This window comes from Microbacterium sp. MYb54, from assembly GCF_002979515.1.
Lineage (GTDB): Bacteria > Actinomycetota > Actinomycetes > Actinomycetales > Microbacteriaceae > Microbacterium.
The window spans coordinates 56,593-73,642 of record NZ_PCPA01000013.1 but is presented as its reverse complement, the minus strand read 5'-3'; the positions used below and the strand labels follow the sequence as shown (position 1 = coordinate 73,642).

Below are 17,050 nucleotides of genomic sequence, written 5' to 3'. Positions count from 1 at the left end.
ACTGAGGTGACTTCCATGCCTGAATTCGGCGCTCTCGCGCTCCTCCCCATCGTGGTGATCCTGATCGTCGCGGTCGCCACCAGGCGAACCCTCTTCGCCCTGTTCTGCGGCACCGTCGCCGGGGCACTGCTCCTCGGTGGCTGGGGCGGCTTCGACGTCTGGGTCGAGTACACCGGCAAGGCGCTGTCCAACGAGACCGCGCAGTGGCTCCTGCTGATCGTCGCGCTGTTCGGCATCCTGATGATGTTGTTCGAGAAGTCGGGTATCGTCACCGACTTCGCGAACTGGGCCGAACGGTTCGTGACCTCCCGTCGCAAGTCGATGGTGCTGACCTTCCTGCTGTCGGTCGTGCTGTTCGTCGACGACTACCTGAACGTGCTCACCACCGGCACGTCGATGAAGCAGGTCACCGACCGCTACCGCGTGCCGCGTACGCAGCTCGGCGCGATCATGAAGATGACGGCCGCGCCGATCGCCGTGCTGATTCCCGTCTCGACCTGGGCTCTCTTCTTCTCCGGGCTGTTCGAGGCGCAGGGCGTCACAGTCGGCGGCACCGGCTTCGGCGCCTACCTGCAGGCGATCCCGTTCATCTTCTTCGGGTGGGCGGCGCTGGCGGTCGCACTCCTGATGAGCATCGGCTGGCTGCCGAAGTTGGGTGTGATCAAGCGTGACGCGATCCGCACGGAGCGTGACGGCGACGTGTTCCCCCTCGGCACGACCGACGACGAGCGACGGGCCGAGGGTGTGGCGCTCCTGGCCGAGCTGAAGGCCGACGACCCCGACGGTTCGACCGCCCAGCGGGTCGCCACAGCCCTCGCGACCTCGACCGAGACAGACCGCAAACCGCAGCCGTGGGGCTTCCTGATCGCCATGGCCGTGCTCGTCGGCGTCACGATCGCCACGAACGCCAACGTCGTGGCCGGTACCGCTGCGTCGCTCGCCGTGACGATCGTGATCGTGCTCGTGCAGCGTCGGCTCAGCATCCGCGGGGTGCTCGACGCCGCGCTCGAGGGTATCGAGAGCATGCTGTTCGTGATGATCCTCACGGTGCTGGCGTTCATGGTGCAGGAGATGAACATCGCCCTCCAGCTCGCGGAGTTCGTGATCCAGGTCACCGAGCCCGTGCTCACCCCGGCACTGCTCCCGGCGATCGTGTTCGCCGTGTGCGGCATCTACGCGTACGCGACCGGCTCGTTCTGGGACCTCGCCGCGGTGATCACCCCGGTCGTCCTCCCGCTGGCGCTCGCTCTCGGAGCCGATCCGATCCTCGCGGGTGCCGCGGTGTTCTCCGGCGCCGCGCTCGGCAGCACCACCTGCCTGTACGGCGACGGCATCATCCTCGCGTCGCGTTCGATCGGCATCAAGCCGATCAACCTGATGCTCGCGATCCTGCCCTATGCGGGCATCGCCGCCGGGTTGTCGTTCGTGCTCTACCTGGTGACGGGATTCGTCACCGCGTAGGCCGGGGTCAGCCCAGGGTGGTCAGGATGATGAACGCGGCCTGACCCGCGAAGAACAGGACGAGGAACCCGAGGAGGGCGGCGGCCAGCGAGAGCCGGCCGTCGAACCCTTCGATCTCGGTCATCCCGATCTTGCGTGCTCGGAACGCCAGGACGAGGGTGGCGACGCCGAGTGCGAGCTGCACCCAGGGGCTCGCGAGGCCGATGACGTTCGGGAACGCGATCAGCAGGCCGCCGATCACGCCCGTCGCGAAGCCGATCCAGGTGAGGATGCGGATGTTGCGGCGGGCGTTCTCAGCAGACATGCATCGAGCCTATCCGGGCTCAGGCTCCCGTCAGCACCAGCCAGAGCAGGGCGCCGTTGAGCGCGATCAACAGCACGGAGGCGAGGATTCCCGCCGCTGTCGTCCACCGTCGGTTGACCCAGGTGCCGAGCGTGCGCCGCTGCGCGGTGAGCACGACCAGGGGAATCAGCGCGAACGGGATGCCGAACGAGAGCACCACCTGACTGAGGACCAGGGCGAGCGTCGGGTCGAAGCCGATGCCCAGGATCACGAGTGCGGGGATCAGCGTGACCAGTCGGCGCACGAGCAGCGGGATGCGCACGTGCAGCAGGCCGTGCATGATCTCCGCGCCCGCGTAGGCGCCCACCGAGGTCGAAGCCAGGCCCGAGGCGAGTAGACCCACGGCGAAGAAGGTCGCCACGACCGGTCCGAGCCCGGCGGCGAGTGCGGCGTGCGCGCCCTCCAGGGAGTCGGTGCCCTCGACGCCGGCGAGGTTCGCGGCGGCGAGAAGCAGGATGCACAGGTTCACGGACCCGGCGATCACCATGGCGATCGAGACGTCCCAACGGGTGGCCGTGAGCAGACGACGGATACGCGAGGTCTCGGTGCGCACGGCCTCGTCGCCGGCGTGAGCGGTCGTGGCGCCGAAGCGGTCGCGGGCGAGAGAGGAGTGCGCGTAGATCGCATGCGGCATGATCGTCGCGCCGAGGATGGATGCTGCCAGCAGGACGGAGCCGGTGTCTTCGAAACGAGGAACCATTCCGCCGAGGACCCCTGCCGGGTCCGGCGGCACGTCGAACACGCCCGCGACGAATCCGATCGTGATGATCGCCATCAGCCCGATGATCACGAACTCGAACGGGCGTGCGCCGCGGCGGCTCTGCACCGTGAGCAGGATCATCGAGACGGCGCCGGTGATCACGCCGCCCAGCAGCAGCGGCACGTCGAACAGCAGGTTCAGGGCTACCGCGCCGCCGATGACCTCGGCCAGGTCGGTGGCCATCGCGACGAGCTCTGCCTGCAGCCAGTAGGCGCGGCGGGCCCAGGGCCGCTTCAGCCGTGCGCCCAGCACCTCGGGGAGGCTCTGCCCCGTGACGACGCCCAGCTTCGCGGAGAGGTACTGGATCAGCCACGCCATCACGTTGCCGGCGAGCACGACCCACACCAGCAGGTATCCGTACTGGGCCCCGGCCGTCATGTTGCTGGCGACGTTGCCGGGGTCGAGGTAGGCGACGCCCGCGACGAGGGCGGGACCGAGCAGCCACAGGCTGCGCGGGGCGCGGGCGGGCGGAGCGGCGGCAGTCGTCATCGGGAGCGAGGAATTTTTAGGCACACCGAAACCGTAGCGTATTTTTCGGTCTACCTAAATATCTCGGCAGGTCGATTCCCGAGTGCAGCCGCAGGGGTCGCGGCGGGAGCGGGTGCGTCGCGGCGATAGCTTGGCGGGATGGATGACGCCGCGCCGCAGAGCACGAACCCCGACGCTCCGGCGGAGCCGGTGAACACGGGTTCGATCGCCCAGCCCGGGTACGGGGTCGGTCCCTGGCCCGGTGGCGAGGAGGAATGGCCGGCCGGGGAGCAGTACGACCCGGAGCTCCTCGCGGCGGGCGACACCCGCAACGTGATCGACCGCTACCGCTACTGGCGGATGGAGGCGATCGTCGCCGACCTCGACACGCAGCGGCATCCGTTCCACGTGGCGATCGAGAATTGGCAGCACGACATGAACATCGGGTCGATCGTGCGCAGCGCCAACGCTTTCCTCGCCGACACCGTGCACATCATCGGTCGCCGGCGCTGGAACAAGCGCGGGGCCATGGTCACCGACCGCTACCAGCACGTCGTGCACCACGAAGACGTCGAGACGTTCGCCGCATGGGCCGCGGCCGAAGAGCTTCCGATCATCGCGGTCGACAACGTCGACGGCGCAGTGCCCGTCGACAAGGCCGACCTGCCGCAGCGCTGCGTGCTGCTGTTCGGCCAGGAGGGGCCGGGGCTCTCCGCCGAAGCGCTCGCCGCCGCTTCCGCCCACATCGAGATCACGCAATACGGCTCGACGCGCTCGATCAACGCCAGCGCCGCGGCTGCCGTGATCATGTACGAGTGGTGCCGGAGATACGCGGCCTGAGTCCGCGCCGAGACCCTCTCGACAGACGGTGAACGCGAGCGTAGCGTGAGTGCCGATCGAGGAGGCCGACATGGCAGGCGTCACACCCATCCGTCCGTATCTCTGGTTCGTCGACAGCGCGCAGGAGGCGATGGACTACTACGTCTCGGTGTTCCCGAACTCGTCGATCGACAGCGTCACCTTCTATCCGGACGAGAACCTCAGCGAGCACTTCGAGGGGATGTCGGGGAAGGTGATCAACGGCGAGTTCACTCTGAACGGCACACGGTTCGGCTGCATCGACGGCGGACCGCCCTTCACCTTCAACGAGGCGATCTCCTTCGTGATCGAGTGCGCCGACCAAGCGGAGATCGACCACTACTGGCAGGCGCTGTCGGCCGTGCCGGAGTCCGAGGCGTGCGGCTGGTGCAAGGACCGGTTCGGCGTCAGCTGGCAGGTGATCCCCGCCGGCCTCGACCTGCTGCAGCAGCGACCCGATCAGATCCAGGCCCTGATGCACATGAAGAAGATCGTGATCGCGGAGCTCGAGAGCGCCTGACCCGGTCGGCGCCGGTCACCCGCGGTCGATGCCGAACAGGTGACGGTAGATCGCGTTGACGTCGCGATCCAGGTGATCGATTCGCTCGTGCACCGCCCCGATCTCGGTCCGTACATTCGCGAACTCGTTCCGCATCTCGGTGCGCACGCTGGCGAACTCGTTCCGCATCTCGGTGCGCACCCCATCGAAACCGTTCTGCATCGTGCGCAGAAACATCGTCGAGATCAGCGTGATCGTGCCGAACATGCCTGCGGCGACAACGCCGATCAAGGTCCAGACCAGTGGTTCCGTCATCCCCAACATCCCTTCAGTGTCCCCCGATCATCGTCGAGGGCGCCAGGGGGCAGCGACGTAGTATTCCGCGGAATCCAGGGGATGTGGAGAACTCGTTCTCGACGGTGCCTGTGGAGGAGGTGCCTGTAGAGGAAGGGCAGCGGTGTCAGACCGTGGCAGCGAGCCAACGCCCGGACCGCACACGCCACCCCAGGGTGCCGAGTCGTGCGAGCAGATAGACGCCGAAGAAGGCGACCGCGAGCCAGACGAGCCCTGCAGTGCCGTCGACCCCCGTCGCGGCGATGATCCACAGGGCAGGCAGGAACGGCACCAGGTTGAGGCCGCCGGCGATCGCGAGGTAGCGGGCGTCGTTCGCGCCCATGAGCACCCCGTCGAGCACGAAGACGACGCCGGCGATCGGCTGGGCGATCGCGAGCACGAGCAGTGCCGGCTGCACGAGCGCCGCGATCTCGGGGTCGCCGGTGAAGACGATTCCGAGTACGCCGGACGACGCGGCGATCAGACCCCCGACGACCACGCCGAACCAGGCCCCCCACGCGACGGTACGCGCCAGCACGCGGTGCACCTGCTGCTCGTCGCCGGCCCCGAGTTCCTTGCCGATGAGGGCCTGGGCCGCGATCGCGAGCGCGTCGAGGGCGAAGGCGGCCGCGGAGAAGATCGTGAACACGATCTGCCATCCGGCCAGCTCCTCGGTGCCGATGCCCGTCGCGATCCCCACCGTCGCGAGCAGCGCGACGCGCAGACTCACGGTGCGCAGGAACAGCCACCCGCCCGAGGTTGCGGTGCTGCGGATCCCGGCGCGCTGCGCACGTAGCGAGGCGCTGTGGCGGTTGGCGAGGCGACGTACGACCAGAGCGTAAGCGGCGACCATGCCCCACTGCGCGGTCACGGTACCGGCGGCGGAGCCGGCGATGCCCCATCCGAGTCCGTAGATGAACAGCCAGTTGAGCAGGGCATTGGCGCCGAAGCCGAGTCCTGCGATCCACAGCGGCGTCATCGTGTCCTGCATGCCGCGCAGCAGCCCGGTCGCGGCGAACACGATGAGCATCGCCGGTAGCCCCCACATCGAGATGACGAGGTACTCGTTCGCCTGGGCGGCGACGGCATCGCTCGCGCCGAACAACGACACCAGCCACGGCGAGGAGACGGCTCCGATCACGGCGAGCACGGCACCGAGCCCGAGTGCGAGCCACATTCCGTTGACGCCGACCGAGACGGCTTCGCCCGGTTGCCCTGCGCCGAAGCGGCGGGCGACCGCCGGGGTGGTCGAGTAGGCGAGGAAGACCATCAGCCCGACGATCGTCTGCAGCACCGCGCCCGCGATGCCGAGCCCGGCGAGCGGCGTCGTGCCGAGATGACCGACGAGCGCGGCATCCACGATCAGGAACGCGGGTTCGGCGATCAGTGCACCGAGCGCGGGGACGGCGAGGCGCAGGATCTCTCGGTTGAGTGAGGGGCGCGCGCTCATCCTCCGAGCCTATGACCTGGCGCCGACCTCGCCGGCCCGTCTCGACGCCGTCGTAGGGTGGAGGGGAACTCGGATGCCAAGGAGGTGCATCATGACGGATCCCCGCGAAGCGGCTGCGCGGTATCTCGCGAGCAAGCAGAACAGCGAGAGCGGCGAGAGCGGCGAGAACACCGACGGCGGTGAGGAGTCGGGTACGCCGCCAGGGATCGCCGCTGCTGTCGATCGTGCCGCCTTCATCGAGACCGCCATCCAGGTGGCGATCCGCCGGGGCGATTTCGACGACCTGCCAGGTGCCGGCAAGCCCATCGAGGGACTCGGCACCCATCACGATCCGGACTGGTGGATCCGCCGCAAGATCGAGACCGAGAACCTGACCGGTCTCGGACCGCCTGCCATCCTGCTGCGCACCGAGGACCGTGAGCTGAACGATCAGCTCGACCTGCTCGGCCGCGAGTCCGATGTGCGCGATGTCCTCGAAGACTTCAACAAGCGGGTGCGCGAGGCGCGGCGCCAGCTTCAGGGCGGCCCACCCGTCGTCACGTCTCCCCGTGACGTCGACGACGAGGTGGCTGCCTGGGCCGAGCGTCGAGCCGCGCGGCCCCAGCCCACCCCAGTCGAACAGCCGCGACGCCGGCGCTTGCGCGCACGACGCCGCGGCTGACGCGGTTCCAGCCGGGCCCCCACCCGACGGAAACCGTGTCCCCTCCGACGGGCTCAGCCCGTCGGCCGCTTCAGGCCTCCCACAGGCCCGAAGTCGTCTGTCTTCCGCGCCCGGCGCGCGCGCAGCCATCCATCCACCCCGAACCGCCCGGAGGCGGGGAGGAGGAGTACGACGGCTGAGAGCACGACCATCGCCGGGTACTGGGAGATCAGCTGATCCGCGCTCCAATAGAGCATCAGCGTCCCGATCGACAGGAAGGCGGTGATCCTGGTCAGGAGTCCCGCGACCAGCAGCAGCCCGAGAGCGACCTCGAGAGCGGGCATCACCACACCGAACAGCTCTGGTGCCATCCCCATGAACGACCCGAGCGGCTCGAAGAACCACGGCACCCGAGGGTTCCCCTCCGTGCTCTGCGCCACCAGCTCGATGTCGGCCGCCCCGAATCCGGCCCGGTACTTCAGAATGCCCTCGATCAGCCAGAGCACTCCGACCGCCACCCTGGCCCCGCCGCCGAGCAGCGAGAGGGCCAGGGTGCCTGCGGGTCGCGATCCGGTCATGAGAGTTCTGCTGCTCCGAACACGGCCTTCGCCTTGTCGCAGTGGATCACGACGTGGGTGTACTTCGACGTGTCGACGCCGTCGAGGGTGAAGGTCTGGGTTGCGGTGTCGAATGAGACGGCGTCGACGAGCATGCCCGCCGTCACCGCTGCCTCATCCGTGCCGTTCGTGAGGTAGACGTGCAGGTCGGGGCCCTCGTCGGAGGAGAACTCGGACAGGGCGATCTCGTCGTCGGTCACGGTGACGGTGCCGGAGACCTTCTTCTCGTTCAGGCCCGTGAACTCACCGGTCTTCTCGGTCATGGTCGTCGTGGCGCTGTCGTCAGCGCTCTGCGACGCCGACGAGGAGGGCTTGGTGTCCTCGGTCGCGGCGGGCGAGCTGCACGCCGACAGGGCGAGGGCGAGGGTGAGGGCCGCGGTGGCGGCGAGAGCGATCTTGCGCATGAGGTTCTCCTGTTCACTGTGTGTGCGTCCGTTTTCCCGGAGCGACGTATGCCGCGGCGGATCGCACTTCGAAGAACGCTACGAAGACACGGGCGGCGGTGGGGAAGACCTTTCAGGAACGTAAGGAACCCGGCCGTGGCGCGGATCGCGCGACTAGTGTCGACCCCATGCAGGAGGCAACCGAAGTCGTCGTGGTCGAAGACGACCCCACCGTCAGGGAAGCAGTGGGGGCCTATCTTCGGGCCAACGGGTACGCGGTGTCGAGCTTCGGCGACGGGGTGTCGGCGCGGACGGCGCTGCGGGACAGCATCCCCGATGTGGTGATCGTCGACCGGATGCTGCCTGGCATCAGCGGCGACGAGCTGTGCCGTGACCTGCGCTCGTATTCCGACGTTCCGATCATGATGCTCACCGCCCTCGGCCAGGTGGAGGACCGCATCGACGGCTTCGAGTTCGGCGTCGACGACTACCTCGCGAAGCCCTTCTCACTGCGTGAGCTGCTGATGCGTGTGGGGGCACTGGTACGCCGCTCGCAGGTCGTCCAGGCCGCGGTGGGCGAGGTTCGGGCGGGGGTCTTCACGATCGATCCGCTCCGCCGTCGAGTGTGGGTCCGTGGCGACGAGATCGTCCTCACCGGTCGCGAGTACGACCTGCTCTTCTTCCTCGTGCGCAACGAGGGGCGCCCGCTCGGGCGCGAGGAGATCCTCCGCGAAGCCTGGGGATGGAGCTTCGGTGAGGCATCGACGGTCACGGTCCATGTGCGACGGCTGCGGGAGAAGATCGAGGAAGACCCGCGCGATCCGATCCACCTGCGCACCGAGTGGGGTGTCGGGTACCGCTTCTCCACAGAGGGGGACCGCTCATGATCATGCTCGGCGGTGGCGACATCCTGCTGATCGTGCTGACCTGTCTGGTCGCCGCCGTCTGCGTGGCCGCGCTCGTGCTCGGTCTGCTGCGCGTGCTCCGACGACGCTCGATCCGGGTGCAGTTGATGCTCGTCGCCAGTGCGGGGATCATCACGATGGCGGCCTCGGTCGTCGCGATCGCGGTCGAGATGTACATCTCCACGCACGACCTGACCGTACTCCTCGTCGTGATCGGGGTATCGCTCGTCCTCGGTCTGGCGACGGCCTGGGCCGTGGCCAGGGCCATGCGGTCGTCGTTCGAGCGCTTCTCCGCCTCGCTCGGGCAGGTCGGACGCGGCGACGTGATCGTCGCAGAGCACGTCGGCTCCCGCGAGCTGAACGACCTCTCGGTGCAGCTGGCCGATGTATCGGCGAAGGTGGATGCCGCGAACGCTGAGCTGGAGCGCCTCGACTCGGCGCGACGACGGTTCTTCGCCTGGATCTCGCATGATCTGCGGACTCCGCTCACCGCGGTGCGTGCGCTCGCCGAGTCGATCGAGGAGGGGGCGGCCGATGCTCCGGAGCGCTTCGCCGGCCAGGTGCGAGTGCAGGTCGAGACGATGAGTCGCATGGTCGACGACCTGTTCGAGCTGTCCAAGCTGACCTCGGGGGCCGTCCAGCTGCGGACGCAGCAGGTGGAGCTGCTCGATGTGGTGTCGGACGCCGTCGCCGACGTCGCGGCCGCGGCGGCGAGCCATGAGGTGCGCATCGTCGAGCGGGGGGTCGCCGGACATGTCCTCTGGGCGGACCCGCACCACCTCGGACGGATCATCGTGAATCTGCTGACCAACGCGATCAGGCACGCCCCGCGCGGCACCGAGATCGTCGTCTCGGCCACGGAGCTCGACCGGCACCGGCTCGTGCTGGGCATCCTCGATCACGGCGCCGGTGTCGCCGTGGAAGATCTCGACCGCATGTTCGACGTCGGTTGGCGCGAGGACACCGCCCGCACGGCGACCGTCGAGCGGGACACTGTGGCATCAGGGGCAGGTCTCGGTCTGTCCATCGCCCGCGGTCTCGCGCGCGCCCATGGTGGCGAGGTGTTCGCCGAGCGCACGGACGAGGGTTTCCGCATGAATGTGATGCTCCCGTTCGGAGTGGTTCCCGCCCCGGTTCCCGCCCCGGTGTGACGGCGGTTGTGGACACGATGGGGGAGGCGGGTCATAGGCTGGGCGCATGACTGACGTTCTTCCCGTTGGCCTCGCCCTTGACGAGTTCAGCTCCGACATCCGCCCCCAGGACGACCTGTATCGCCACGTGAACGGCGCCTGGCTCGCCCGCACCGAGATCCCGGGCGACAAGGCGCGGTGGGGCTCGTTCCACCTGCTCGCCGAGCAGGCCGAGAAAGACGTCCGCGCGATCATCGAAGAGTCGCAGGATGCCGCAGAGGGCACGCTCGCCGGCAAGATCGGCGACCTGTTCGCGAGTTTCATGGACACCGAGCGCATCGACGCCGCCGGTGTGGCCCCGCTGGCCGACACCCTTGCCGAGATCGACGCGATCGACGGCGTACCGGCGTTCCTGCGCACCGTGGGCACCTACGACCGCGACGGTCGCGCATCCGTGATCGGCCTCTACGTCGACGGAGATCCCGGCGACCCGGAGCGCTACGTTCCGGTGCTCGTGCAGGCCGGTCTGTCGCTGCCGGACGAGAGCTACTTCCGCCTCGACACGTTCGCCGAGACCCGGGCTGCGTACCGCGCACACCTCGAGCGGCTGCTGGGCCTCGCCGGCGTCGCGGATGCTGCGGCGGAGGCCGACCGTGCGATCGCGCTCGAGACCGATCTCGCGGGCCACCACTGGGACAACGTGCGCAGCCGCGACGCCGTCACCACCTACAACCTCAAGACCTGGGACGAGCTGCAGGCTCTCACCGGCGTCGACCTGGCTCCCTGGCGCGAAGCCGTCTCACCGTCGAACCCCGCGGCCTTCGACGAGGTCGTCGTCTCGCAGCCCAGCTTCTTCGAGGGGCTCGGATCGCTGCTGACTCCCGAGCGTCTGGACGACTGGAAGGCGTGGCTGCGGGCCAAGGTCGTGCATGCCGCGGCACCGTACCTGACCGACGACCTCGTGCAGGAGAACTTCTCGTTCTACGGCACAGAGCTCACCGGCGTCCCCACGATGCGTGAGCGCTGGAAGCGCGGCGTCTCGCTCACCGAGGGCGCGCTGGGCGAGGCGATCGGCAAGGTCTACGTCGAGCGGCACTACCCGCCGACGGCGAAGGCCGCGATGGACGAGCTGGTCGCAAACCTCATCGAGGCGTACCGGCAGAGCATCACCGAACTCGAGTGGATGACCGCCGAGACCCGCGAGCGCGCTCTCGCGAAGCTCGACTCCTTCACGCCGAAGATCGGGCACCCCGAGGTGTGGCGCGACTACTCGAGCCTCGAGATCGATCGGGCCGATCTGTTCGGCAACGTACGTCGCGCGTCGATCTTCGAGCACGACCGCAACGTCGACAAGGTCGGCAAGCCCATCGACCGCACCGAGTGGCACATGCCCCCGCAGATGGTCAACGCCTATTACAACCCGTCGATGAACGAGATCGTGTTCCCCGCAGCGATCCTGCAGTACCCGTTCTTCGATGCCGCACGCGATGCAGCCGCGAACTACGGCGGCATCGGCGCGGTCATCGGTCACGAGATCGGCCACGGCTTCGACGACCAGGGCAGCCGCTACGACGGCGACGGTCGGCTGCAGGACTGGTGGACCGATGCCGACCGTTCGGCGTTCGAGGAGCGCACTAAGGCGCTCATCGCGCAGTACGACGCGCTGGTCCCGGAGGGGCTCGACGCCGAGCATCACGTCAACGGCGCCCTCACGATCGGTGAGAACATCGGAGACCTCGGCGGTCTCGGCATCGCGCTGAAGGCCTATGAGCTCTCGCTCGACGGTGCCGAGGCGCCGGTCATCGACGGATACACGGGTGTGCAGCGGCTGCTGCTGTCGTGGGCGCAGGTGTGGCAGCAGAAGAGCCGCGACGCCGAGACGCTGCGTCTGCTGACGATCGACCCGCACTCGCCGAACGAGTTCCGCTGCAACCAGATCGTGCGCAACATCGACGCCTTCTACGAGGCGTTCGGTGTGAGCGAGACCGACGCGCTCTGGCTGCCTGCGGCGTCGCGAGTGACCATCTGGTGACCAATCGTCTGACTCTGTGAAGCATCCCCCGGCGGTGGGGTTACGATAGCCCTGCCGCTGGGGAGCGTCTCCCCTCGGTATCCCGCACATCCACCCCCCTAAGGATCAGCGTGGGCGCTCTCGAGCCTGGTGAAGGCTTCCGTAACTCCTCGGCCCCCGAGTCTCTCAGCGGTGCCCAGGAGGCCCCCGACACGGGTCGTCGCTCGAACCGGACCAGTCGCCGACTTCCACGACGTGCTGCCGCAGGGCGCCGTTCATTCACGGCCACGCTGCGTTCGCTGGAGGCTCTGGTCGATTCCGGTGCGCAGGTCTCGGTGCACGTCGTCGACCTCGACAACCACGTGCATGTGCTGGCCGGCGACGACCACGTCACGATGCCGGTCGCCGGCCTCGGCGTGGTGCCGCTGCTGATCGAGGTCGCCGCCGGCTTCCAGAACGGCACCCTCGATCCGTTAGAGATCATCGAGCGCGAGAGCGTCGAGGCCGTGGAGACCTCGGGGCTCTGGCGGCACCTGCACGCCCCGGCGCTTCCGTTGGAAGACCTCGCCGTGCTGGCCGCGACCGCGGGCGACCCGATCGCGGTGAACGCCCTGCTGCAGAAGGTCGGCCACGACCGGGTGCGTGAGCGCATCGAGTCGCTCGGACTGCGCCGCACGGCCCTCCTCGACCGCTTCCGCGACCGCCGCGGGCCCGACGACGCCCCGCAGGTCGCCGTGGGTTCCGCGCGCGAGCTCGCCGGACTCTTCTCCGCCCTGGTGAACTCGCAGGTGGTCGATGCCGCCGTCAGCGCGCAGGTGTCGGAGTGGTTGAGCCTGAATCAGGACCTGAGCCTGGTCGCGGCATCCACCGGCCTTGACCCGTTCGCCCACGATCACGACGCGCACGGCCTGCTCTTCGTGAACAAGACCGGTCGCGACCGCGGTGTGCGTGCCGAGGCCGGTGTGCTGGCAGGGCCACGCGCCGGTGTCGCCTACTCGCTCATCGTCTGTTTCGACGACCTCTCGATCACGCACCGTCTGCGTGCGCACGATGCCTTCCGCGTGCTCGGCGTCGAGCTCATGGAGTACACGCACTGACGAATGGCCGGCCGAGTGTCCGGCCGATCGGCCGACCGGCGGGACTCAGGGGAGCATTCGTCGCAGCAGCGCGGTCAGAGCGCCGCGATCACCCGGGGGCAGCTGCTCGGTGAGCGGCGTCAGCGTGTCGCGGAGGGCGACGCTGAGCGCATCGGCGATGCCCCGTCCCTGATCGGTGAGTACGACATCGACAGCGCGCGCATCCTGTTCGTTCGGTACGCGTGCGAGCAGGTCTTTGCGCTCGGCTCGTGCGACCAGCCCGGTCATCGTGGACTTCTCCAGCCCCAGGTACTCGGCGAGGTCACTCATACGCAGTCGTCGATCTCGCAGGATCGCGAGGACGCGCAGCTGCGTCAGCGACAGGCCGGCGTCGGCGGCGAGTCCGGTGAGTGCGCCCATCGTCATGAACGCCGTCTGCCCGAGGGCATCTATGAGGTCGTCGTCGTCGGAGATGTCGCGGAGCATGATCCGAGCATAGTTGACGATGTTCGTATTACGAACTAGATTCATTCGTAATACGAACCAAAGGAGATCATCATGTACGCAGCTGTCGTCAACTCGTTCGGCGCCGCACCCGTATGGCAGTCGTTTCCGGAGCCGGAACCACGCAGCGGCGAGGTCGTCGTCGATGTTCTCGCCGCGGGTGTGCACCCGCGGGTCAGATCGCAGGCCGACGGCTCGCACTACACGAGTGAAGGCTCCCTTCCGCTCATCCCGGGAGTGGACGGCGTCGGCCGTTTCCCCGACGGCACCACGCGCTACTTCGCAGTGGCCAGCGACACCCGTGGATCGATGGCCGAGCGCGTGGCCGTCGATCCGCGAGCCAGCGTGATCATCCCGGAGGGCGCCGACCCCGCCGCGATCGCCGCTGCAGCGAACCCCGTCATGTCGTCGTGGGTCGCACTGCGCCATCGCATCTCGTTCCCGCGTGACGCTCGCGTGCTGATCCTCGGCGCGACGGGTGCGGCGGGAACGGCGGCCGTGCAGGTCGCGAGGCACCTGGGGGCCGCGCAGGTCATCGCCAGCGGTCGCAACGTTGCTCGGCTTGCAGGGCTGCCGGGCCTCGGCGCCGACGAGATCGTGCCGCTGGGCGACATCGATGCGATCGGACGTGCCGCCGCCGACGTCGATGTCGTCCTCGACTACGTATGGGGTGAGCCGGCCGTCGACGCCATGCGTGCGGTGGTGACAGCCAGGACGAGGAAGGGTTCCAGGCTCGACTGGATCACCATCGGCTCCTCTGCGGGTCAGGAGGCGCAGATCCCCTCGGCAGCGCTCCGCTCGTCCGGTCTCACGATCGTCGGCAGCGGCCAAGGCTCGGTCGGCCGCTCGGCTTTCGTCGCGGAGCTTCCCGAGATCGTCAGGGTGATCGCGGAGGGGACGATCGTGAGCGCATCGACGGACGTTCCTGCGTCTCAGGTCGAGGCAGCGTGGAACGCCGCTGGCGGGTCCGGGGGGAGCCGACTGGTGCTCACGTTCTGACTGAGTAGGATCATCGGATGCCACGACCTGACTGGACCCCACACCGTCGCGATGACGGTGAGCTGCTCGGCTGGATCCATCCTGCGGGCGACGACTGGGTCGCCGTCGACGTGCTCGGGCGGCCGGCCTCCGCCCCCACCGAATGGCTCGACGCCGAGGTCGCACTCGAGGAGCACGGCATCGCCTGGCTCGCCGACCCGTGGATGCTCGAGGGGCAGAGTGAGGATGACCGGCCGCTGCGGGTGCGCATCCTCGAGGTGACGCCGGACGAGGAAGGCGTGCCCGGTCGAATCGTCGTGAAGATCGACGACTTCGGCGACATGAGCCGTCCGGCGACCGCGCAGTTCATCGTGGAGTGGCCGATCCCGGACCGGCTGCGCGCGCCGCGCGCCGACGATCCGGACCCGCGCACGATCTCCCGCTGACACCGTGCGGAACTGCGCGTTCAGCCGGGCAGTGACGGATGCTGCTCGGTCGAGCGCTGCTTCGGGATGAACAGCGACAGCACCACCGCGATGACACCGGCGGCGATCGCGAGCCAGAAGCACACCTCGAAAGCGGTCCTGGTGGGCACGGCCACGCCGTCGATGTCGATGCTCATCGCGGCGAGGACGCCGCCCATCACGGCCGAGGCGCTGGATGTGCCGACCGAGCGGAACAGCGCGTTCAGTCCGTTCGACGCGCCGGTCTCGTTCGCGGGCACCGAGCGCATGATGATCATCGGCATCGCGGCGAACGTGAAGCCGATGCCCACGCCGATCAGCAGGTTCGCGACGAGGACGTGCCACACCTCGCTCGACCACAGTAGGACGAAGACGTAGGCGAGCACGATCGCGGTGGCGCCGACCGTGAACAGTGGGCGCGGACCCACGGTGCGCTCCAGCCAGCCGGAGAGCGGTGAGATCACCATCATCACGAGGCCGGCAGGCATGATCACGAGCGATGCGGCGACCATGTCGAGACCGAAGCCCCCGCCGATCGACGGAGCCTCGAGCATCTGCGGGAACGTCACGTTCGAGGCGAACAGCGCGAAGCCCATGCCGATCGCGGCGATGTTCGTGAAGAGCACGGCGGGGCGTGCGGCGACGCGCAGATCGAGCAGCGGATCCTTCGTGCGCAGCTGGTACCAGCCCCACACCAGCAGCACAACGAGTCCGCCGATGATGCAGGTGAGCGTGATCGGCGCGGTCCAACCCCACTGCGCGCCCCGCGAGACGAAGAGGAGGAGACCGGTGAGCCCGATCGCGAGTCCGATGGCGCCGAGGACATCGAGCCGTCCGGGGGAGCGCAGGACATCCTCGGGGATCACAGCCAGCACGAGGGCGAGGCCGACCACGCCGAGCACGGCGGCGAGCCAGAAGAGCATGTGCCAGTCGGCGTTCTGGGCGAGCAGAGCGGCAACGGGCATCCCGATCGCCCCGCCGACGCCCATGGTGGCGCTCATGAGGGCGACCGCTGTGCCCAGCCGCTCGGGCGGCAGCACGTCACGCATAATGGCGATGCCGAGGGGAACGACCCCTGTGACGGCGCCCTGCAGTGCGCGGCCGATGATCACGCCGATGATCGAGCCCGAGACCGCGGCGATCACGGAGCCGAGGATCAGGATCGCCAGCAGCGCGATCACGACGCGGCGCTTGCCGTACATGTCGCCGAGGCGGCCCGAGATGGGGGTGGCGACCGCGGCGACGAGCAGCGTGATCGTGACGACCCAGGTGGTGTCTTCGCGGGAGGCGTTCAGCAGCTGCGGCAGTTCGGCCTGCAGCGGCACGACCAGCGTGAACATGAACGACGAGCACAGGCCGGCGAAGGCGAGAACCGCGACGATCGCCCACTTCGGCGGGGTCCGGGAGAGGCGCTTCCTGGCTCTGTCATCACTCGCACCCACCGGCTCAGGCTATCGGCCATCGAGAGGTGTGGGGTCGATCGGTGCTGACTAGCATGCGGTCCGTGATTGCATGGGGAGATGAGCGACGACGCCACGATCGACCAGCACCCTGCCGACTCCGCGTTCCATCGCAGGCTCCCGATCGGCGAGGCGCTCGACGCCTCCGCCGTCGCCGAGGGACTGCCGTGGGCATTCGAGACGGTCACGATGCGACCGCTCGAGCCGATGCTGGTGCCGGAGAAGCCTCGTGGCGGCGAGCTGGATCCGGGCGAATGCGGGCCCTGCGCCCCGAGCGAGTTCACGATCTGGCGCGACGAGCACTGGCAGGTGCGCGCGGGGTGGGAGATCGGAGGGCTGCCGTTCATCGGCGCGATCGCCCCGCGTGAGCATTGGCTGCTCGAGAACGCGCCGGTCGAGGTGCTCGCGGCTCTCGGGCCCCTGATGCAGCGGGTCTCGCAGGCGGTCAAGAGCGTGCCCGGCGTCGCGCGGTGCCACTTCGGGCGGTGGAACGACGGCTCGGCGCACCTGCACCTGTGGGCGATGGGACGCCCCGCCGGCATGATGCAAGGGCGAGGTGCGGTGCTGTCGTTCTGGGACGGGATCCTGCCGCCGATCCCGCAGGAGATGGCCGAGGAGCACATTCGTATCGTGGCCGAGGCGCTCGCCGCCGGCGGTGGTGAGGCGTTCCCGACACGGTGATCGGGCGGTTCCGATTCCCTGAACCGGCC

Annotated in this window: 19 protein-coding genes; 11 read left to right on the top strand and 8 right to left on the bottom strand. The window is 68.5% G+C overall.

The genetic code is table 11. From position 1 onward, the window contains the following. Nucleotides 1–15: 15 nt before the first annotated feature. Nucleotides 16–1,461 carry a Na+/H+ antiporter NhaC family protein gene (locus tag CQ040_RS14390; protein WP_105527406.1) on the top strand — a complete coding sequence of 482 codons (1,446 nt, stop codon included), beginning with the start codon at nt 16–18 and terminating at the stop codon, nt 1,459–1,461. 7 nt (nt 1,462–1,468) lie between these two features. Here the strand turns inward: CQ040_RS14390 and CQ040_RS14385 are convergent, their stop codons facing one another. Further along, a complete protein-coding gene (locus tag CQ040_RS14385) occupies nt 1,469–1,765 on the bottom strand; it encodes a hypothetical protein (protein ID WP_105527407.1) in 297 nt (98 codons plus the stop codon). A gap of 19 nt (nt 1,766–1,784) precedes the next feature. Beyond that, nucleotides 1,785–3,053 carry an Nramp family divalent metal transporter gene (locus CQ040_RS14380; protein WP_105527408.1) on the bottom strand — a complete coding sequence of 423 codons (1,269 nt, stop codon included), beginning with the start codon at nt 3,051–3,053 and terminating at the stop codon, nt 1,785–1,787. Nucleotides 3,054–3,191: 138 nt separating this feature from the next. Here CQ040_RS14380 and CQ040_RS14375 point away from each other — a divergent pair, with 138 nt between their 5' ends. Further along, nucleotides 3,192–3,872, top strand: coding sequence for a TrmH family RNA methyltransferase (locus tag CQ040_RS14375; RefSeq protein WP_258131422.1), 681 nt, complete (start codon nt 3,192–3,194; stop codon nt 3,870–3,872). Between the two features lie 70 nt (nt 3,873–3,942). Next, entirely contained in the window at nt 3,943–4,410 is a 468-nt protein-coding gene (locus tag CQ040_RS14370; protein WP_105527409.1) for a VOC family protein, read from the top strand. Between the two features lie 15 nt (nt 4,411–4,425). Here CQ040_RS14370 and CQ040_RS14365 read toward each other — a convergent pair whose 3' ends face one another. Further along, on the bottom strand, nt 4,426–4,704 hold the full coding sequence (locus tag CQ040_RS14365; RefSeq protein WP_105527410.1) for a hypothetical protein: 279 nt from the start codon (nt 4,702–4,704) through the stop codon (nt 4,426–4,428). Nucleotides 4,705–4,849: 145 nt separating this feature from the next. Continuing rightward, a complete protein-coding gene (locus CQ040_RS14360) occupies nt 4,850–6,172 on the bottom strand; it encodes an MATE family efflux transporter (RefSeq protein ID WP_105527411.1) in 1,323 nt (440 codons plus the stop codon). Between the two features lie 91 nt (nt 6,173–6,263). Between CQ040_RS14360 and CQ040_RS14355 the strand changes: the two genes are divergently transcribed. Further along, a complete protein-coding gene (locus tag CQ040_RS14355) occupies nt 6,264–6,833 on the top strand; it encodes a DUF1992 domain-containing protein (RefSeq protein WP_105527412.1) in 570 nt (189 codons plus the stop codon). A 53-nt stretch (nt 6,834–6,886) separates the two neighbouring features. Here the strand turns inward: CQ040_RS14355 and CQ040_RS14350 are convergent, their stop codons facing one another. Beyond that, on the bottom strand, nt 6,887–7,390 hold the full coding sequence (locus CQ040_RS14350) for a DoxX family membrane protein (RefSeq protein WP_105527413.1): 504 nt from the start codon (nt 7,388–7,390) through the stop codon (nt 6,887–6,889). Further along, nucleotides 7,387–7,833: a DM13 domain-containing protein gene (locus CQ040_RS14345; RefSeq protein ID WP_105527414.1), complete on the bottom strand. Its 447-nt coding sequence runs from the start codon at nt 7,831–7,833 to the stop codon at nt 7,387–7,389. Before CQ040_RS14345 ends, CQ040_RS14350 begins: the two co-directional genes overlap by 4 nt. 167 nt (nt 7,834–8,000) lie before the next feature. Between CQ040_RS14345 and CQ040_RS14340 the strand changes: the two genes are divergently transcribed. From CQ040_RS14340 to CQ040_RS14325, 4 genes are all read left to right on the top strand, one after another. After that, nucleotides 8,001–8,699, top strand: coding sequence for a response regulator transcription factor (locus CQ040_RS14340; RefSeq protein ID WP_105527415.1), 699 nt, complete (start codon nt 8,001–8,003; stop codon nt 8,697–8,699). Next, on the top strand, nt 8,696–9,868 hold the full coding sequence (locus tag CQ040_RS14335) for a sensor histidine kinase KdpD (RefSeq protein ID WP_181156940.1): 1,173 nt from the start codon (nt 8,696–8,698) through the stop codon (nt 9,866–9,868). The genes CQ040_RS14340 and CQ040_RS14335 overlap by 4 nt, the downstream gene beginning before the upstream one ends. A 46-nt stretch (nt 9,869–9,914) precedes the next feature. Next, entirely contained in the window at nt 9,915–11,879 is a 1,965-nt protein-coding gene (locus CQ040_RS14330; protein WP_105527417.1) for a M13 family metallopeptidase, read from the top strand. A 110-nt stretch (nt 11,880–11,989) separates the two neighbouring features. After that, nucleotides 11,990–12,955 (top strand): serine hydrolase, encoded by a 966-nt coding sequence (locus CQ040_RS14325; protein ID WP_105527418.1) that lies wholly within the window; start codon nt 11,990–11,992, stop codon nt 12,953–12,955. Between the two features lie 45 nt (nt 12,956–13,000). Here the strand turns inward: CQ040_RS14325 and CQ040_RS14320 are convergent, their stop codons facing one another. After that, nucleotides 13,001–13,420 carry a MarR family winged helix-turn-helix transcriptional regulator gene (locus CQ040_RS14320; protein ID WP_105527419.1) on the bottom strand — a complete coding sequence of 140 codons (420 nt, stop codon included), beginning with the start codon at nt 13,418–13,420 and terminating at the stop codon, nt 13,001–13,003. A gap of 72 nt (nt 13,421–13,492) precedes the next feature. Between CQ040_RS14320 and CQ040_RS14315 the strand changes: the two genes are divergently transcribed. Next, a complete protein-coding gene (locus CQ040_RS14315; protein ID WP_105527420.1) occupies nt 13,493–14,437 on the top strand; it encodes a zinc-binding alcohol dehydrogenase family protein in 945 nt (314 codons plus the stop codon). 17 nt (nt 14,438–14,454) lie between these two features. Beyond that, nucleotides 14,455–14,862, top strand: coding sequence for a hypothetical protein (locus CQ040_RS14310; protein ID WP_105527421.1), 408 nt, complete (start codon nt 14,455–14,457; stop codon nt 14,860–14,862). 20 nt (nt 14,863–14,882) lie between these two features. On the opposite strand, the gene CQ040_RS14305 is transcribed toward CQ040_RS14310, so the two are convergent. Beyond that, nucleotides 14,883–16,322 carry an MFS transporter gene (locus tag CQ040_RS14305; RefSeq protein WP_105527422.1) on the bottom strand — a complete coding sequence of 480 codons (1,440 nt, stop codon included), beginning with the start codon at nt 16,320–16,322 and terminating at the stop codon, nt 14,883–14,885. 78 nt (nt 16,323–16,400) lie between these two features. On the opposite strand from CQ040_RS14305, the gene CQ040_RS14300 reads away from it, so the two are divergent. Beyond that, nucleotides 16,401–17,021, top strand: a complete 621-nt coding sequence (locus tag CQ040_RS14300; protein ID WP_105527423.1) for a hypothetical protein — start codon at nt 16,401–16,403, stop codon at nt 17,019–17,021. Nucleotides 17,022–17,050: the final 29 nt, after the last annotated feature.

Excerpts from the sequence above, each read along its gene's own strand:
- CQ040_RS14390 (WP_105527406.1), top strand. The coding sequence starts at position 16 with ATGCCTGAATTCGGCGCTCTCGCGCTCCTCCCCATCGTGGTGATCCTG.
- CQ040_RS14385 (WP_105527407.1), bottom strand. The coding sequence starts at position 1,765 with ATGTCTGCTGAGAACGCCCGCCGCAACATCCGCATCCTCACCTGGATC.
- CQ040_RS14380 (WP_105527408.1), bottom strand. The coding sequence starts at position 3,053 with ATGACGACTGCCGCCGCTCCGCCCGCCCGCGCCCCGCGCAGCCTGTGG.
- CQ040_RS14375 (WP_258131422.1), top strand. The coding sequence starts at position 3,192 with ATGGATGACGCCGCGCCGCAGAGCACGAACCCCGACGCTCCGGCGGAG.
- CQ040_RS14370 (WP_105527409.1), top strand. The coding sequence starts at position 3,943 with ATGGCAGGCGTCACACCCATCCGTCCGTATCTCTGGTTCGTCGACAGC.
- CQ040_RS14365 (WP_105527410.1), bottom strand. The coding sequence starts at position 4,704 with ATGACGGAACCACTGGTCTGGACCTTGATCGGCGTTGTCGCCGCAGGC.
- CQ040_RS14360 (WP_105527411.1), bottom strand. The coding sequence starts at position 6,172 with ATGAGCGCGCGCCCCTCACTCAACCGAGAGATCCTGCGCCTCGCCGTC.
- CQ040_RS14355 (WP_105527412.1), top strand. The coding sequence starts at position 6,264 with ATGACGGATCCCCGCGAAGCGGCTGCGCGGTATCTCGCGAGCAAGCAG.
- CQ040_RS14350 (WP_105527413.1), bottom strand. The coding sequence starts at position 7,390 with ATGACCGGATCGCGACCCGCAGGCACCCTGGCCCTCTCGCTGCTCGGC.
- CQ040_RS14345 (WP_105527414.1), bottom strand. The coding sequence starts at position 7,833 with ATGCGCAAGATCGCTCTCGCCGCCACCGCGGCCCTCACCCTCGCCCTC.
- CQ040_RS14340 (WP_105527415.1), top strand. The coding sequence starts at position 8,001 with ATGCAGGAGGCAACCGAAGTCGTCGTGGTCGAAGACGACCCCACCGTC.
- CQ040_RS14335 (WP_181156940.1), top strand. The coding sequence starts at position 8,696 with ATGATCATGCTCGGCGGTGGCGACATCCTGCTGATCGTGCTGACCTGT.
- CQ040_RS14330 (WP_105527417.1), top strand. The coding sequence starts at position 9,915 with ATGACTGACGTTCTTCCCGTTGGCCTCGCCCTTGACGAGTTCAGCTCC.
- CQ040_RS14320 (WP_105527419.1), bottom strand. The coding sequence starts at position 13,420 with ATGCTCCGCGACATCTCCGACGACGACGACCTCATAGATGCCCTCGGG.
- CQ040_RS14315 (WP_105527420.1), top strand. The coding sequence starts at position 13,493 with ATGTACGCAGCTGTCGTCAACTCGTTCGGCGCCGCACCCGTATGGCAG.
- CQ040_RS14310 (WP_105527421.1), top strand. The coding sequence starts at position 14,455 with ATGCCACGACCTGACTGGACCCCACACCGTCGCGATGACGGTGAGCTG.
- CQ040_RS14300 (WP_105527423.1), top strand. The coding sequence starts at position 16,401 with ATGAGCGACGACGCCACGATCGACCAGCACCCTGCCGACTCCGCGTTC.